This is a genomic window from Citrobacter sp. KTE30, from assembly GCF_000398825.1.
GTDB lineage: Bacteria > Pseudomonadota > Gammaproteobacteria > Enterobacterales > Enterobacteriaceae > Citrobacter > Citrobacter freundii.
The window spans coordinates 2054189-2070498 of record NZ_KB976055.1 but is presented as its reverse complement, the minus strand read 5'-3'; the positions used below and the strand labels follow the sequence as shown (position 1 = coordinate 2070498).

At 50.2% G+C, this 16310-nt stretch carries 15 protein-coding genes; 9 read left to right on the top strand and 6 right to left on the bottom strand.

From position 1 onward, the window contains the following. Positions 1-10: 10 nt before the first annotated feature. Positions 11-1540 (bottom strand): Re/Si-specific NAD(P)(+) transhydrogenase subunit alpha, encoded by a 1530-nt coding sequence (gene pntA / locus WC1_RS13165; protein WP_016150210.1) that lies wholly within the window; start codon positions 1538-1540, stop codon positions 11-13. A gap of 525 nt (positions 1541-2065) precedes the next feature. Between pntA and ydgH the strand changes: the two genes are divergently transcribed. From ydgH to folM, 3 genes are all read left to right on the top strand, one after another. Next, positions 2066-3010, top strand: a complete 945-nt coding sequence (gene ydgH, locus WC1_RS13170) for a DUF1471 family protein YdgH (RefSeq protein ID WP_003028946.1) — start codon at positions 2066-2068, stop codon at positions 3008-3010. A 245-nt stretch (positions 3011-3255) separates the two neighbouring features. After that, positions 3256-4638, top strand: a complete 1383-nt coding sequence (locus WC1_RS13175) for an amino acid permease (protein WP_016150209.1) — start codon at positions 3256-3258, stop codon at positions 4636-4638. 36 nt (positions 4639-4674) lie between these two features. Then, positions 4675-5397, top strand: a complete 723-nt coding sequence (gene folM / locus WC1_RS13180; protein ID WP_016150208.1) for a dihydromonapterin reductase — start codon at positions 4675-4677, stop codon at positions 5395-5397. Here the strand turns inward: folM and WC1_RS13185 are convergent. Further along, complete coding sequence (locus tag WC1_RS13185; RefSeq protein WP_003028950.1) at positions 5394-5729, bottom strand: GlpM family protein; 336 nt, start codon at positions 5727-5729, stop codon at positions 5394-5396. The genes folM and WC1_RS13185 overlap by 4 nt on opposite strands. A gap of 118 nt (positions 5730-5847) precedes the next feature. On the opposite strand from WC1_RS13185, the gene rstA reads away from it, so the two are divergent. Together rstA and WC1_RS13195 are read left to right on the top strand one after the other, a co-directional pair. Continuing rightward, positions 5848-6591: a two-component system response regulator RstA gene (gene rstA / locus WC1_RS13190; protein ID WP_170864051.1), complete on the top strand. Its 744-nt coding sequence runs from the start codon at positions 5848-5850 to the stop codon at positions 6589-6591. Positions 6592-6837: 246 nt separating this feature from the next. Further along, entirely contained in the window at positions 6838-8178 is a 1341-nt protein-coding gene (locus WC1_RS13195; RefSeq protein ID WP_016150206.1) for an L-cystine transporter, read from the top strand. Positions 8179-8230: 52 nt separating this feature from the next. On the opposite strand, the gene WC1_RS13200 is transcribed toward WC1_RS13195, so the two are convergent. Further along, the gene (locus WC1_RS13200) at positions 8231-9259 is read right to left on the bottom strand and encodes a HoxN/HupN/NixA family nickel/cobalt transporter (RefSeq protein ID WP_016150205.1); all 1029 of its coding nucleotides are present in this window, start codon (positions 9257-9259) and stop codon (positions 8231-8233) included. 115 nt (positions 9260-9374) lie between these two features. Next, a complete protein-coding gene (locus WC1_RS13205; RefSeq protein ID WP_016150204.1) occupies positions 9375-10217 on the bottom strand; it encodes an aminoglycoside phosphotransferase family protein in 843 nt (280 codons plus the stop codon). A gap of 190 nt (positions 10218-10407) precedes the next feature. Here WC1_RS13205 and WC1_RS13210 point away from each other — a divergent pair, with 190 nt between their 5' ends. Beyond that, the gene (locus WC1_RS13210) at positions 10408-11199 is read left to right on the top strand and encodes an MBL fold metallo-hydrolase (RefSeq protein ID WP_016150203.1); all 792 of its coding nucleotides are present in this window, start codon (positions 10408-10410) and stop codon (positions 11197-11199) included. Between the two features lie 26 nt (positions 11200-11225). Here WC1_RS13210 and WC1_RS13215 read toward each other — a convergent pair whose 3' ends face one another. Then, complete coding sequence (locus WC1_RS13215; protein WP_003028959.1) at positions 11226-11570, bottom strand: DUF1294 domain-containing protein; 345 nt, start codon at positions 11568-11570, stop codon at positions 11226-11228. Positions 11571-11804: 234 nt separating this feature from the next. On the opposite strand from WC1_RS13215, the gene WC1_RS13220 reads away from it, so the two are divergent. The 3 genes from WC1_RS13220 (at position 11805) to tus (ending at position 14856) form a co-directional block, all read left to right on the top strand. Further along, on the top strand, positions 11805-12323 hold the full coding sequence (locus WC1_RS13220) for a membrane protein (RefSeq protein ID WP_003028960.1): 519 nt from the start codon (positions 11805-11807) through the stop codon (positions 12321-12323). A gap of 228 nt (positions 12324-12551) precedes the next feature. Continuing rightward, the gene (gene rstB / locus WC1_RS13225) at positions 12552-13853 is read left to right on the top strand and encodes a two-component system sensor histidine kinase RstB (protein WP_003028962.1); all 1302 of its coding nucleotides are present in this window, start codon (positions 12552-12554) and stop codon (positions 13851-13853) included. Between the two features lie 73 nt (positions 13854-13926). Continuing rightward, positions 13927-14856, top strand: a complete 930-nt coding sequence (gene tus / locus WC1_RS13230) for a DNA replication terminus site-binding protein (RefSeq protein WP_016150202.1) — start codon at positions 13927-13929, stop codon at positions 14854-14856. Here the strand turns inward: tus and fumC are convergent. Next, positions 14853-16256, bottom strand: a complete 1404-nt coding sequence (gene fumC, locus WC1_RS13235; protein ID WP_003028966.1) for a class II fumarate hydratase — start codon at positions 16254-16256, stop codon at positions 14853-14855. The genes tus and fumC overlap by 4 nt on opposite strands. Between the last annotated feature and the right edge of the window lie 54 nt (positions 16257-16310).

Genomic DNA, 16310 nt, shown 5'->3' with positions numbered 1-16310 from the left:
ATGTTACCCCTTAGTTTTTCCGGAACATTTTCAGCATGCGCTGAGTCACGGTGAAGCCACCGAAAATATTAATGCTGGCAATAAGCACCGCGATAAAGCTCAGGAAACTCACCCAGCCACCCTGGCCAATTTGCAATAACGCCCCAACCACGATAATCCCTGAGATAGCGTTAGTCACAGACATCAGCGGAGTATGCAACGCATGTGACACATTCCAGACCACGTAGTAACCCACCACGCAGGAAAGCGCGAACACCGTAAAGTGACCAAGGAACTCTTTCGGCGCAACGTCGGCGAGCCAGCCAAACAAAATCACCACCAGCGCCATCAGTGCATATTTGCGCCACGGAGAGACAGGTTTTTTCTCTTCTTTCGGTGCAGGTGCGGCTTTTTGCGCAGCCTGCGGCTGAGCAGAAACCTGGATAGGTGGCGCAGGCCAGGTGATTTCACCCTCGCGAACCACCGTGACACCGCGAACAACCACGTCGTCAAAATCGACGGTGATATTGCCGTCTTTCTCTTTGCACAACAGTTTGAGCAGGTTGACGAGGTTGGTGCCGTAAAGCTGGGAAGATTGCGTTGGCAAACGGCCAGGCAGGTCGGTATAGCCGATAACCTTCACCCCGTTCTCGGTGGTTGTCACCTGATTAGGCACGGTATATTCGCAGTTACCGCCGTTTTGCGCGGCAAGATCGACAATTACGCTGCCCGCTTTCATCGAATCGACCATTTCACGGGTGATCAGTTTCGGGGCCGGTTTGCCCGGGATCAGCGCAGTGGTAACAATAATGTCGACGTCTTTCGCCTGTGCAGCGAAGAGTTCCATTTCGGCTTTGATGAACGCCTCGGACATCACTTTGGCATAGCCATCACCGCTGCCCGCTTCTTCTTTAAAGTCCAGTTCAAGGAACTCGGCGCCCATACTCTGCACTTGTTCCTTCACTTCCGGACGGGTATCAAAAGCACGCACGATAGCGCCCAGGCTGTTTGCCGCACCGATCGCCGCAAGACCTGCCACACCCGCACCAATCACCATGACCTTGGCAGGTGGAACCTTGCCTGCGGCGGTGATCTGGCCGGTGAAGAAGCGACCGAATTCATGTGCAGCTTCAACAATAGCGCGATACCCGGCGATGTTCGCCATTGAGCTCAAAGCATCCAGCGACTGTGCGCGCGAAATACGCGGCACGGAGTCCATCGCCATAACTGTCACGTTTCGCTCTGCAAGCTTTTGCAACAGTTCAGGGTTTTGCGCGGGCCAAAGAAAGCTCACCAGCGTCGTGCCCGGATTGAGTAACGGAATTTCCGCCTCCTCCGGCGCATTGACCTTCAGGATGATCTCTGACTGCCAGACTGCATTTCCATCAACAATTTCTGCGCCTGCTTGTACAAACGCCTTATCGTCAAAACTCGCCAGTTGACCTGCACCGCTTTCAACCGCGACGCTGAAACCTAACTTAAGCAGCTGCTCAACCGTCTTCGGCGTGGCTGCAACGCGGGTTTCATTGGTTAACCGTTCTCTTGGTATGCCAATTCGCATAATGTTCCCTTCCATCTGTAATTATGATGATGGTTTATCAATGTTCGCACGAGGCATGCGCGCACTCTCGAGAGAGGTCAGTGTTACCTCAATAAAATAAAACAGTAACAAACTCTGTATAACCTACTGAAAATGACGCCTGTGATCTAGCGCCAAAAAACAGTATTTATTATGAAATTCGCAAAATAGAGATTAATCGAACCTCAGACAGATAAAATGCCCTAAAAATAGCCCACAAAGGCTGATAATTCGCTTAAGCGAAGCGGCAAAACATGATTACGTACCTGCCAAAAACAATTAATTAACATTAAATTAACTTATGAAATTCAACTGCTTTATCAGTTTTGGTCACCAAACGCCGAATTTTTCGGCATATCACTAAATGTTATCGATGTTGTTAAGCCAGGTGGCACGATGAGTGAAAAATGACGCAGACACTGACGCAATTTAAATGCAATAATCAGCGACGTTTCTAGTCAATAACAATACCAGTACCTGGTTTGCGCAAGGCGAAGGATTATTTTTATGAAGCTTAAGAACACTCTCCTGGCGTCCGCACTTATTTCTGCGACTGCTTTTTCTGTCAATGCAGCGACAGAATTGACGCCGGAGCAAGCGGCTGCCCTGAAACCCTATGACCGCATTGTGGTCACCGGTCGTTTTAATGCTATCGGTGATGCAGTTGCTGCCGTATCACGCCGTGCAGATAAAGACGGTGCAGCCTCCTTTTATGTTGTTGATACTTCAGATTTTGGCAGCGGCGGTAACTGGCGCGTTGTTGCCGACGTCTATAAAGCTGACGCTGAAAAAGCGGAAGCGTCAAAAAACCGTATCATTAACGGCGTTATGGAATTGCCTAAAGATCAGGCCGTTCTGATTGAACCTTACGATACCGTTACGGTACAGGGTTTCTACCGTAGCCAGCCTGAAGTAAACGATGCAATCACCAAAGCTGCGAGAGAGAAAGGTGCATATTCCTTCTATATCGTGCGCCAGGTCGATGCCAACCAGGGCGGCAACCAGCGTATTACCGCATTCATCTACAAAGCTGATGCGAAAAAACGCGTCGTGCAAAGCCCTGATGCAATCCCAGCAGATTCTGATGCCGGACGCGCCGCATTAGCAGCAGGTGGCGAAGCCGCGAAGAAAGTTGAGATCCCAGGCGTTGCGACTACCGCTTCTCCGAGTGCTGAAGTCGGTCGCTTCTTCGAAACGCAATCCACCAAAGGCGGACGTTACACTGTCACGCTACCGGATGGAACCAAAGTTGAAGAACTGAACAAAGCGACCGCCGCCATGATGGTACCGTTCGACAGCATCAAGTTCACCGGTAACTACGGCAACATGACGGAAGTTTCTTATCAGGTAGCAAAACGCGCTGCGAAAAAAGGCGCGAAGTATTATCACATCACCCGCCAGTGGTCAGAACGTGGTAACAACGTGACGATCAGCGCCGATCTGTATAAGTAATACCCAATGTATTATCAGGTCTACAGTCCTTGTAGACCTGATAATTTCGCGCAGTTCTGCTCCCAGACAAAACAAAAACAGCAGTATTAAGACGACTTTTCACACTATTAGTCACAAATATCTCTATCCCCATTGCATGCGTTCTCTTCTCTCCGTAAAATCCCGCGCCTTAGTGGCTTTCACCATTTTTATGCGGTTTGCCAAAATAATTATTCTCTCACTCTCGTTTTTGTAACTGGATACAAATGGAAAAGAAATTGGGTCTGAGCGCACTGACCGCGCTGGTTTTAAGCTCAATGCTCGGCGCTGGCGTTTTCAGCCTGCCACAAAACATGGCGGCAGTAGCCAGCCCGGCTGCATTACTGATTGGTTGGGCGATTACCGGTGCGGGTATTCTTTTGCTCGCCTTTGCCATGCTGATCCTGACGCGTATCCGTCCTGAACTGGATGGCGGTATTTTTACCTATGCGCGTGAAGGTTTTGGCGAGCTGATTGGCTTCTGCTCCGCGTGGGGATACTGGCTGTGTGCCGTTATCGCTAACGTTTCGTATCTGGTCATTGTCTTCTCTGCACTCAGCTTCTTTACCGACACGCCTGAGTTACGTCTGTTTGGCGACGGTAATACCTGGCAGTCGATTGTGGGCGCATCGATGCTGCTGTGGATCGTACACTTCCTTGTGCTGCGCGGTGTGCAAACGGCAGCCAGTATTAACCTGGTCGCGACGCTGGCGAAATTACTACCGCTGGGTCTGTTTATCGTGCTGGCGTTCATGCTGTTTAAGCTCGACACCTTTACTCTCGATTTTACCGGCGTAGCATTGGGCGTTCCCGTCTGGGAGCAGGTCAAAAACACCATGCTCATCACCTTGTGGGTATTCATCGGTGTGGAAGGCGCGGTGGTGGTTTCTGCCCGTGCCAGAAACAAACGCGATGTCGGACGCGCCACGCTGCTGGCGGTACTTGCCGCACTGGGCGTTTACCTGCTGGTCACCCTGCTGTCTCTGGGCGTTGTCGCACGTCCCGAACTGGCGGAGATCCGTAACCCATCAATGGCCGGTCTGATGGTTAAAATGATGGGACCATGGGGCGAAATTATTATTGCCGCAGGTCTGATTGTTTCCGTGTGTGGTGCCTATCTAAGCTGGACGATTATGGCGGCGGAAGTGCCGTTCCTCGCCTCCACGCACAAAGCGTTTCCGCGCATTTTTGCGCGACAGAACGCGCAAGGCGCGCCATCGGCGTCGCTATGGCTGACCAACATCTGCGTACAGGTCTGCCTGGTGCTGATCTGGCTTACTGGTTCCGACTACAATACGTTATTGACTATCGCCTCAGAGATGATTCTGGTGCCCTATTTGCTGGTCGGCGCATTTCTGTTAAAAATTGCTACCCGTCCGATTCATAAGGCTGTCGGTATCGGGGCGAGTATTTATGGCATATGGTTATTGTATGCGTCAGGTCCGATGCACCTGCTGCTGTCCGTAGTGCTGTATGCGCCAGGACTGCTGGTTTTCCTTTATGCCCGTAAAACGCACGCGCATGAAAACGTATTAAAACGCCAGGAGATGGCGCTGATCGGCCTGCTGCTTGTTGCTGCTGTGCCGGCTACCTGGATGCTGATGGGGTAACGTTATACCCATCGTTCGCGACATATGGAGATTACGATGGGTAAAAAAAACCCTTTGCCAATTCTTATCACCGGAGGTGGTCGTCGTATCGGCCTCGCCGTCGCATGGCACTTTCTGAACCAAAAACAGCCAGTTATCGTCAGCTACCGTACGCACTATCCTGCCATTGACGGCCTGCGAGAAGCGGGCGCGATTTGTATCCCTGCTGACTTTTCCACGGATGAAGGCGTGCTGGCCTTTGCTGATGAGGTCAAAGCTCAGACGGATGGCTTGCGCGCTATTGTGCATAATGCCAGTGCCTGGCTTGCAGAAAAGCCTGGTACACCGCTGACCGATGTGCTGTCAGCCATGATGCAGATTCATGTCAATACGCCCTACCTGCTCAACCATGCACTGGAAGGATTGCTACGCGGTCATGGACACGCGGCCAGCGATATAATCCATTTTACTGATTATGTTGTGGAGCGCGGCAGCGACAAGCACATTGCTTATGCTGCCAGCAAAGCGGCGCTGGATAATATGACCCGCTCGTTCGCGCGCAAACTGGCACCGGAAGTGAAAGTGAACGCGATTGCCCCTTCACTTATCCTGTTTAACGAGGGTGATGATGCAGAGTATCGCCAGCAGGCACTGAACAAATCACTGATGAAAACCGCACCAGGTGAAAAAGAGGTCATTGATTTAATTGACTATCTGTTAACCAGCTGTTTTGTCACCGGACGTAGTTTTGCCCTTGATGGTGGCCGTCATCTGCGTTAGTGCAGTTTGATCCAACAAAAGATCAGCAACCACGCGCTCAGGCCCCAGCACACCACTGATCCGCCGAGCGCAACGGGTAAGCGCATAAATCCGGTGAAATACCACAGTGAAACGAGGTAGACAAAATAGGGAATAATCGACCACATGCTGAATATGATGGTTGTACGTAACGCCTCGATCCCGCGTTCACTGGCCACGATATAGTGGGCAATCAACGCAAACGTCGGGAACAACGGAATTAATCCGGCAATATAGTAATTCTTTGTTTTCGCCAGCAAGCCAATCAACACCACTACCAGCGCACCGAGCGCCGCTTTTATAACGAGTCCCATCACTCTGCCTTAACACATCAATAACATCAGCCCCTAGCATAACGGAAGCGTTCTTGTTTAGAAAAGATTAATGGAAGGAAAAATCAGGGCGGTGTATGTTGGCGTTTTATATTCAAAAATTAATGATATGAACACCATCGTATTTGTTGAAGATGATCCCGAAGTTGGCTCACTGATTGCAGCCTATTTGGCCCGGCATGATATTGAGGTTATCCTTGAACCTCGTGGTGATTTGGCCGAGGAGAAAATCCTGCACGTTCAACCCGATCTGGTGTTATTAGATATCATGCTGCCGGGCAAAGACGGGATGACTATCTGCCGAGATTTACGCGGACGCTGGCAAGGCCCGATTGTCCTGCTCACCTCGCTGGATAGCGACATGAACCATATCCTGGCACTGGAAATGGGCGCCTGTGACTATATTCTGAAAACCACGCCGCCAGCGGTGCTGCTGGCTCGCCTGCGTCTGCACCTGCGTCAGAATGAGTACTCAACCCAGTCTAAAGGCATTCAATCGGCGACCATCACACCGCACACAACGCTGCGCTTCGGCACACTCACTATCGACCCAACCAACCGCTCCGTGCTGCTCGGCGGCGAGCAAGTTTCCCTTTCCACCGCTGATTTTGAATTACTGTGGGAGTTGGCAACCCATGCCGGGCAGATTATGGACCGCGATGCGTTGCTGAAGAACCTGCGTGGCGTAAGCTATGACGGCATGGATCGCAGCGTAGATGTCGCGATTTCCCGGTTACGCAAAAAACTGCTCGATAACGCGACTGAACCTTATCGAATCAAAACCGTGCGCAATAAAGGTTATCTCTTTGCACCCCACGCCTGGGACGACGAGCCACAGAAGTAATGCCACCGGGCCGATCTCATCGATCGGCTGGATTATTCACAATACGTTACACTGTCACTTAAAATCGTCTACAGAACAGGCATACAAACGCCATCCGACGCCGTTCCACACTTTTTGTGTGGCTGTTACCCTCCCCCCTCCCTATAATCCGTCGCGGTCCTGAACCCGTATGGTTCATCATTTTTTTTCGTACTAACAAAACTCTTTCCGGCATTTCAGGTGCTGAATGAGGCAAGAGGCTACAATATGTTCGTTTCGCTCGCGTATATCGCGTTCTTTTTGGTTTGTTCATGGGCAATTTTCAGAATCAACCAAAAAAGTCACTCTCTTTCAAAAAGCGTCTTCATCGCTATTTTTACGGGTGCCGTTATCGGTTTATCCCTGCATTTCATTGCTGCTGACGAAAGAAAAACAGTTATCGACTGGTACAATGTTATCGGCAACGGCTATGTGAATTTACTGAAGCTGGTTGCGGTACCGCTGATTTTCATCTCTATTCTCTCAGCCATTAATAAGCTCGAAAACAGCGCTGGCATTGGGAAAATGTCGTTAACCATCGTCGGATGCATGCTCTGTCTGGTAATGGTTGCCGGTTTTATTGGGCTGTTGACTGCGCATGTATTAGGCCTGGACGCCAGTGCGTTTGTTCATATGCAGTCCACGCTGACGGCAGACGATGTAAATAAAACAGCCGCCATTTCACTGCCTAAACTGGTTACATCTCTGATCCCCACGAATATCTTCCTCGATCTAACAGGGGCCAGAAGCGTTTCCGTCATTGGCATTGTTATCTTCACCCTACTTGCCGGCGTGGCATTATTAAAGGTCAAACAGGACGCCCCGCAAGAAGGTGAAAAATTAAGTGCTGGCATTAACGCTATCCAGATTTGGGTGATGAAAATGGTGCGTATCGTTATTGCTCTCACCCCTTATGGTGTGATGGCATTAATGGCAGGCGTATTTTCCGCGTATCGATTTGAACAATTTGCCAGTCTGTTAGGCTTTATTGCTGCCTGTTACCTTGCGATTCTGATGATGTTTATCGTCCACGCACTGATACTGGTTCTGAGCGGTAATAATCCCGTTCACTATTTTAAAACTGTCTGGCCAGTTTTAACCTTTGCATTTGTTTCACGCAGCAGTGCAGCATCTATTCCACTGGCTATTTCCGCACAAGAAAAATTTGGCGTGCAAAACACCATTGCCAATATTGCGGCTTCATTCGGCTCCAGCATGGGTCAAAATGGCTGTGCCGGGATCTATCCGGCTATTATGGTGGCGATGATTGCTCCAACAATTGGGATTGATCCGCTATCAGTACATTTTTTGCTCGCCATGCTACCTGCGATTGCGCTGGGTTCTATTGGGGTGGCGGGTGTAGGCGGTGGCGGAACATTTGCTGCGCTGATCGTCCTTTCAACACTGAACTTCCCGGTCGCGCTGGTGGGGATTTTCATTGCTATCGAGCCTGTCGTCGATATGGCCAGAACGGCATTAAACGTGAACGGTTCGATGATGTCTGGCGTGCTGGCTAACAGGCTCCTGAAAAAGAGTGCTGAAAAACCACAACCCGTGAACGCGAATTAGTCAGTCCTAAAAAGATCAAAGCCTTCCTGTTGCTGGAAGGCTTTCTTTTGTGTCAACTAAACGTCAGCCCGTCGTATTTTTTCCAACGGTAATTTACGGCAGAGATAATCCAGCAGCTGATAAAGACGCCAATAATCACAAAACCGACATTCCCCATATGGTCACTTAAATTGCTAACGGTATCCCACAAACCACCCTGAAGCGAAAACGCGTCAGAGAGAAGCCCCAGCGCCTCCAGTCCGCCAATAAATAGCGCCACAATCACGGAAGTCCCGGTAATGGTCATATTGTAATAGAGCTTGCGTTGCGGCTTATTGAACGCCCATCCGTAGGCCTCAACCATCAGAATACTGTCGAGACAATCAATTAACGCCATACCGCAGGTAAACAGCGCCGGGAACACGAGAATTGACCAAACAGACATGCCACTGGACGCGCTTGAAGCAGAAATTCCCAGCAAAGAAATTTCAGTGGCGGTATCAAAACCCAGACCAAAAAGAAAACCGACAAAATACATATGCCAGTCTTTGCCTACCAACCGAAACGCTGAGCGGAAAAGCCAGTTCAGAGGACCTGAAACTGTAATGTCTTCCGTGGTGCCATCGTAAGTACCGGTGCGTTTAAGATGGCGGAATGCCTTCCAGACCTGGCAGAAAATAATGAGATTAATGGTAGCCAGAATCAGCAAAAACGCGGCAGAAACCGAAGTTCCTATCAGACCGCCGACATTCTGAAACCATGCCATATGTTGCTTAAACACGCTGGTGGTCAGTGCAATGCCTATGCTTGCCAGTACCACAATGGTGGAGTGTCCCAATGAAAACCAGGCTCCCGTCGTCAGGGCGCGTTTTTTCTGCTGCATGAGTTTACGTGTAGCGCTGTCTATCGCGGCGATATGATCGGCATCGACAGCATGGCGCAAACCGTAGCACCACGCAATCAGACTCAGTGCAAGCAATGACGTGTTGTTGCTAAACGCGGTGAAAGCCCACAGCCACGCCACGATGTTTGCCCCAATGAGTAAGACCATCAACAAAAGAATATTCGGGCGTTTTTTAAATAATGAAAACAATGCGTTCATTGTTTCCCACCAATTAAATTTGAGCTAAACAACACACCACCACTCACTGATTAATTAATATAACGTTGATCAGGCTAATGATAACTCTTAAGAATTACTAACCCAGTGTCGTAGATCAAAGTTGATTATCACCTGAAGCAAGTTCCGCCATCGCTAGCTCCGCGATACGCAGAGGTACCGTTGCGCTGTCCCCCTCTTGCAGAAACCAGACGGACGACAACCCACACCAGGCAACAATCCACATCAGCAAACGTTGCCGTTCAATTCTTGCGATTTCAGACACAATGTTGACTCGTTGTGTGAATGTTTCCGGCTCAATGGCAACAGGTCTGGTGGGTTCGGCAAGATCAGGGTTAGTAAAAATATTGGCGTAATCAAAGCCACGCTCGCCTAGCAGCCCTTTGGGATCGATAGCCAGCCATCCTCTCGTTCCGAAATCAAGAATATTGCCGTGGTGTAGGTCGCCGTGTAATACGACTTCATCTTGGGGTGAAGATAGCAGTACATTTGCCACCGCTGCACAACGCGTCAGGATACCACCATGCTTTTTCGCGGCGGGAGCCAGGTCGCTAAACCAATGGTGCAGAGGTGTTAACGCTGGCGTAGACGCATTCCGGGAGAAATGGAGTCTACTGGCAGCATGGCAAATAATGCGACAAGCCTGCGCATCGTTACCAGTCCAGGACATGTCCGCTAAAGACCCTGTCCCTGTCGCACGTTCCAGCAGAATCGCCCCTGCTGCATGAGCAAGTACTTTCGCTGCGCCATTTCCGTTCCACCAGACCATGAGTTCACAGCCGATCCGTTCACTGTCATCGTCGGTGATTTTAAGTATGGCTTTCTGACCGTCCCTGATGACCACTACAGGCAAAAGCTGTGATGTGTGTGTTTCAACCGGTTCACCATCTGGAGTGAGTCCCCAACGGTTGAGCCAGGTGTTGAACAGGCGATTTTCCAAACAATATCCTCATTTTTCTCTGGAAGATGGTAACCAAAAGGATCCGTGTCGGCATTATTCCTGTTTTCTTTTGGTTGAGCTACAACCTCCCACAGCCGTCATCACTGACTTAACGGGTTGAGCACTAACAGGCACATCCTTGTGTATCTGTGTGCCATGCTGACTGTGTTCGGTAAATAAGGAGGACACGATGATCACGTTATGCAAAACCTGTGGAACATCCTATGAGGTAACTGGTGCCCATCCGGAACAGTGCGATATCTGCCAGGATGAACGCCAGTATGTCCCTGCGAGCGGACAGGAATGGGTCGATTTTACCGCCCTGTGTGCATCGCATACAAATAAGTGGAAGCAACACGACAGTACTCTCCTCAGCATCCGCACCGTTCCTGATTTTGCAATTGATCAGCGCGCGTTTATTCTGCGTACCTCTGAAGGCAATATTTTATGGGACTGCATTGCCTCGCTCGACGATGCCACAAAAACGCTAATAACGTCCCTTGGCGGGCTTAAGGCTATCGCGATATCGCATCCTCATTACTACACCACCATGCAGGACTGGGCTGCAGAATTTAACGCACCGATTTACCTTCATGCCAGCGACAGAAGGTGGGTAATGCGCGACAGCCCGTGGATTAGATTCTGGGATGGCGACACCATTGAGTTAACCCGTGACGTCACGGTGATACGTCTCGGCGGACACTTTGCTGGCGGCTGCGTCCTGCACTGGGCGCGTGACGAAGGCGTGGTGCTTTCCGGCGACATCGTCCAGGTTACGCCAGGTGCGCATGCCGTCTCTTTTATGTGGAGCTACCCTAATATGCTACCGTTGCCAGCTGCAACGGTCAGCAACATTACCCAGAGACTGAGTAAAGTGAAATTTAAGCAACTTTACGGCGCATTTGCAGGAAAAGATATTACGCAAAATGCCGATGAAATTGTGCGGCGTTCAGGTGAAAAGTATATTTCCTGCCTCAGATAAACCGGCAGTTTATTCACCAACCAGACTCAGGAAGGTAAAAATGGATAGAACTGATAAACCACGCCCATCACAGAAATACTCACTATCACGCTGATAATGAAGTAGGTTTTGAAAGGCTGCTTTTGTGTTTTATGGCGAAAGATTTGTTGACCCGCTATCGCGCCACCCCATCCGCCCACAACGCCAAACACCAGCAATGTGGATTCCGGCACTCTACGCCAGTCCTTGCGTGCCGCCATTTTGTCCACGCCGTATAACAGCAACGTCAGTATGTTGGCGAGTAGAAACCATATAACAAGAGGGTGAGCGGTGAAAATGCAGCCGATCGCTGCAAAAATGAGTAGCGAATAACAACAGCGATTGAGATTCATATTTTCAGTCACAGCACTTTTCAGGAAGTTTCGTCACCCATTATACGCAAGGTCAGTCATCCCTGCCATGGGTGAGAATACCCCTTTTATTTTTATGCCTATATCCCCAGAAATAGCGGAAATTCTCTGGTCTGCGGCGTACCTAACAATTCAAACAAGAGAATCATTTTCATTATTCAGAACAAATGGTAATTTATTAAATCCAAATGGAGAAATTGTTCTGGAGTCGCAGGGATGAGAAAATACTCATATCCATATTTGTTTTTTGTCACCGTATTATCTCTCGGCGCAATTTTTCTTTTTTACTGGTGGAAGGTAACGATATACAGAGCAACTTTTCTCTATCCGCTCACATCAAAATACCTCATGCTTATTTCTCTGGCAGTGTCATTTTTAATCACCCTATTTCTGGTAGGTAATGGGATAATGAAAAAAAGTCCCTTCCAAACTTATCTGAAATTATTTGGTAGCATCAGCATTGCCATGGTGCTGTTTTCAGTGATCACAATTATGGCGATAACCTGGTTCATTCCAGGTGTCCCCTCGTCCTATACCGCTCCATACACCTACTCTACAGGAAGTTCTAAAAGCTGTTCGGGGGCTGATGTTGACGATCCGGATCTCGGGACTAACATCAGAATTTGCTATCCCGAAGGTAACTACGAATATAACAACACAATCTATGTTGAGAAACGAAGTAACCTTTTAGGTGCGGTCGTAACATACGCCAGAACAACCCCATCCCGATTTTGATTAACTTGCCGCGTACAAAGCAATGCGTTATCAAGCGAAAGGTCATTTCGCCCCCGTAGGGGCCATAAGAATGCAGAAAAGAGTTATACAGTGTACTCTGCCAGGATAAACACGCCAGATGGTGATCAGATAACCTTTCTGCTCCCACGCATCGGCGGATATTGCTGTGCCCCTTTTCCCCTGAGGGACACGAGAACTCGCTAACTTATTGAGCGTTCGGTGATTTTTATGAAGAAACTGTTTGTGCAGTTTTACCTCCTGCTGTTTGTCTGCTTTTTGGTGATGACCCTGTTGGTCGGCCTGGTATACAAATTCACCGCAGAACGCGCAGGCAGACAGTCGCTCGACGATTTGATGAAAAGCTCGTTGTACCTGATGCGCAGTGAACTACGCGAAATCCCGCCACGCGATTGGGGTAAGACGCTGAAGGAAATGGACTTAAACCTCTCATTTGACCTGCGTGTTGAACCGCTGAATAAGTACACACTGGATGCCCCAACCATGCAGCGTTTGCGCGAAGGCGATATTGTGGCTCTTGACGATCAATACACCTTTATTCAACGCATTCCTCGCAGCCATTATGTGCTGGCAGTCGGCCCGGTTCCTTACCTCTATTTTCTTCATCAAATGCGCCTGCTGGACATCGCGCTGATGGCATTTATTGCTATCTCACTGGCCTTCCCGGTACTGATCTGGATGCGTCCACACTGGCAAGAAATGCTAAGACTCGAATCCGCCGCACAACGTTTTGGTGAAGGACATCTGAGTGAACGCCTTCATTTTGACAACGGTTCCAGCTTTGAGCGCCTGGGCGTAGCGTTTAACCAAATGGCCGACAATATCAATGCGCTGATCGCCAGTAAAAAACAGCTCATCGATGGTATTGCCCATGAGCTTCGTACTCCGCTGGTACGTTTACGTTACCGGCTGGAAATGAGTGATAACCTCACCGGGCAGGAATCTCAGGCGCTTAATCGTGATATCGGCCAACTGGAAGCGTTGATCGAAGAGTTACTGACCTACGCCCGCCTGGATCGCCCGCAAAATGAACTGAAGCTCAGTGTACCTGACCTGCCTGTTTGGTTGACAACCCATCTGGAGGATGTGCAAAGCGTGAATCCTGGCCGTACGGTGCACTTACGTCATCTCGAAACTGGCGACTACGGCGCGTTGGATATGCGCCTGATGGAGCGGGTCCTGGATAATTTGCTGAACAATGCCCTGCGCTATTGCCAGTCTACAGTGCAAGCCAGTCTGCTGCTGAACGGCAATCAAGCCACGCTGGTAGTGGAAGACGACGGTCCCGGTATTGCACCAGACGCTCGCGAACAGGTTTTTGAACCGTTTGTACGCCTTGACCCCAGCCGTGACCGGGCAACCGGGGGTTGTGGGCTTGGGTTAGCCATCGTCCACTCAATTGCTTTGGCTATGGGGGGGACGGTCGTCTGTGATGAAAGTGAACTTGGCGGCGCCCGGTTTACTTTCCGTTGGCCCGTCTGGCATAACATTCCCGAAATCTCAGCTGCCTGACCTATTCTGCTCGGTGGTCAGGCGGCGGAGGTTGTGCTATAAAAAAGTATGTTGTAACTAAAATGGTAAACCTATGGCCCGTTACGATCTTGTTGACCGCCTGAACGGCACCTTTCGCCAGATGGAACAAGAACTGGCACTTTTGAACGAACACCTGTTGCAGCAGACGCTGCTGATTGCGCGCGTATTCTCGTTACCGGAAGTGGCTAAAGAGGCAGAGCATGCCCCTCTGCAGAGCATTAATGTTAAGCAGCATTTAGGCAAAGAGGCTGAAGCGCTGGCACTGCTCCATTACCGTCGCCTGTTTATTCAGCAGCAGTCCGAAAACCGCAGCAGCAAAGCGGCCGTCCGCCTACCGGGTGTATTGTGCTATCAGGTTGATAACGCGGCGCAATGTACTCTGGAAGAACAAATCCAGCGTATAAACCAGTTGAAAACCACCTTCGAGCGCATTGTTACAGTGGAATCAGGGCTGGCACCGGCAGCACGTTTCGAATGGGTGCATCGTCATCTGCCAGGGCTGATTACTCTGAATGCCTATCGCACGCTAACCGTAGTCCGCGATCCTGCCACCCTACGATTTGGCTGGGCTAATAAGCACATCATTAAAAACCTGAAACGCGATGAAGTACTGCAGCAACTGGAAAAAAGCCTGACGTCACCGCGCAGCGTACATCCCTGGACACGTGAAGAATGGCAGGCGAAGCTTGAACGCGAATATCAGGATATCGCCGCCTTACCGCAGCAGGCCCGCCTGAAGATCAAAAGGCCGATAAAAGTGCAGCCTATTGCCCGCGTCTGGTACAAAGGAGAGCAAAAACAGGTGCAATATGCCTGCCCGACGCCACTGATTGCTTTGCTTAATAACGACAACGGTATGACCGTACCGGATATCGGTGAGCTACTGAATTATGATGCCGAAAACGTTCAGCATCGTTTTAAACCTCAGGCGCAGCCGTTGAGATTGATTATTCCCCGGCTGCACCTGTACGTTGCGGATTAACTGCCTGGCCGCATGCTGCCAACCATCAGCTCCGGGCGTACCCAGCTGTCGAACTCCGCTTCGGTTAGATATCCCAGCGCCAGAGCGGAGGCTTTTAAGGTCAGCCCTTCTTTATGGGCTTTTTTGGCAATTTCAGCCGCTTTATCGTAACCGATATGGGTATTGAGCGCGGTCACCAGCATTAGCGACTCGTTGAGCAGTTGATCGATTCGTTCACGATTAGGCTCAATCCCCGTTGCGCAGTGTTCGTTAAAGCTTTCCATACCGTCCGCCAGCAGGCGTACCGACTGCAGGAAGTTGTGGATGACCATCGGTCGATAGACGTTGAGCTCAAAGTTACCTGACGCCCCGCCCATGTTGATGGCAACATCGTTGCCCATCACCTGGCAGCAAAGCATAGTCAGCGCTTCACACTGGGTTGGATTGACCTTGCCTGGCATGATCGAGCTGCCCGGTTCGTTTTCCGGAATTGAAATTTCCCCAATACCACACCGTGGACCGGATGCCAGCCAGCGTACATCGTTGGCGATTTTCATCAGCGACGCTGCCAGTCCTTTTAGCGCGCCGTGAGCATGAACCAGGGCATCGCAGGTGGCCAGCGCTTCAAATTTATTCGGTGCGGTAACGAACGGCGCACAGGTGATGACCCGCAGTTCATCCGCAACCCGGCGGGCGTATTCGGGATGAGTGTTCAGTCCGGTACCTACCGCGGTTCCCCCCAACGCCAGCTCCGCCACGTGCGGTAAGCTGTTTTCAATGTGTCTGAGGTTATGTTCTAGCATTGCTACCCAGCCGGAAATCTCCTGGCCAAGCGTAAGTGGAGTTGCATCTTGCAGATGTGTACGACCAATTTTAACGATATCGGCGAAAGCGTGGGACTTATCACTGAGCGTTTTGGTCAACACATTTAATTGAGGGATCAGTGATTTACGCAGCGCCAGCAGTGCGGCAACGTGCATTGCAGTCGGGAAGACATCGTTCGAGCTTTGGCTTTTATTGACATCATCGTTGGGGTGTACTTTTCGCTCCATCCCCCGCACGCCGCCCAGCAACTCGCTGGCTCGGTTTGCCAACACCTCGTTCATGTTCATATTGCTTTGCGTGCCGGACCCAGTTTGCCAGATGGCCAGCGGGAACTCATCGCGGTGTTTATCTGCCAACACCTCATCTGCAGCCTGCATAATAGCCCTGGCTTTATCCTCCGCCAGCAGCCCAAGATCCTGATTAACCTTTGCTGCGGCGCGTTTCGTCAGCGCCAGCGCATGGATCAACGAGACCGGCATTTTCTCCGTAGAGATACGAAAATGTTCCAGTGAACGTTGGGTTTGCGCGCCCCAAAGCTTATCGGCAGGAACATCAATCGCCCCCATTGAATCATTCTCGCGGCGTACCGTTACCATTACCTGCTCCTTACATTAACAATTGATTAGGTTATGTTTCGACATTGCCCACTT

Coding starts and splice junctions, on each gene's coding strand:
- folM (WP_016150208.1), top strand. CDS start 4,675: ATGGGTAAAAAAAACCCTTTGCCAATTCTTATCACCGGAGGTGGTCGT.
- WC1_RS13200 (WP_016150205.1), bottom strand. CDS start 9,259: ATGAACGCATTGTTTTCATTATTTAAAAAACGCCCGAATATTCTTTTG.
- rstB (WP_003028962.1), top strand. CDS start 12,552: ATGAAGAAACTGTTTGTGCAGTTTTACCTCCTGCTGTTTGTCTGCTTT.
- tus (WP_016150202.1), top strand. CDS start 13,927: ATGGCCCGTTACGATCTTGTTGACCGCCTGAACGGCACCTTTCGCCAG.
- pntA (WP_016150210.1), bottom strand. CDS start 1,540: ATGCGAATTGGCATACCAAGAGAACGGTTAACCAATGAAACCCGCGTT.
- ydgH (WP_003028946.1), top strand. CDS start 2,066: ATGAAGCTTAAGAACACTCTCCTGGCGTCCGCACTTATTTCTGCGACT.
- WC1_RS13215 (WP_003028959.1), bottom strand. CDS start 11,570: ATGAATCTCAATCGCTGTTGTTATTCGCTACTCATTTTTGCAGCGATC.
- WC1_RS13195 (WP_016150206.1), top strand. CDS start 6,838: ATGTTCGTTTCGCTCGCGTATATCGCGTTCTTTTTGGTTTGTTCATGG.
- WC1_RS13210 (WP_016150203.1), top strand. CDS start 10,408: ATGATCACGTTATGCAAAACCTGTGGAACATCCTATGAGGTAACTGGT.
- WC1_RS13185 (WP_003028950.1), bottom strand. CDS start 5,729: ATGGGACTCGTTATAAAAGCGGCGCTCGGTGCGCTGGTAGTGGTGTTG.
- fumC (WP_003028966.1), bottom strand. CDS start 16,256: ATGGTAACGGTACGCCGCGAGAATGATTCAATGGGGGCGATTGATGTT.
- WC1_RS13175 (WP_016150209.1), top strand. CDS start 3,256: ATGGAAAAGAAATTGGGTCTGAGCGCACTGACCGCGCTGGTTTTAAGC.
- WC1_RS13220 (WP_003028960.1), top strand. CDS start 11,805: ATGAGAAAATACTCATATCCATATTTGTTTTTTGTCACCGTATTATCT.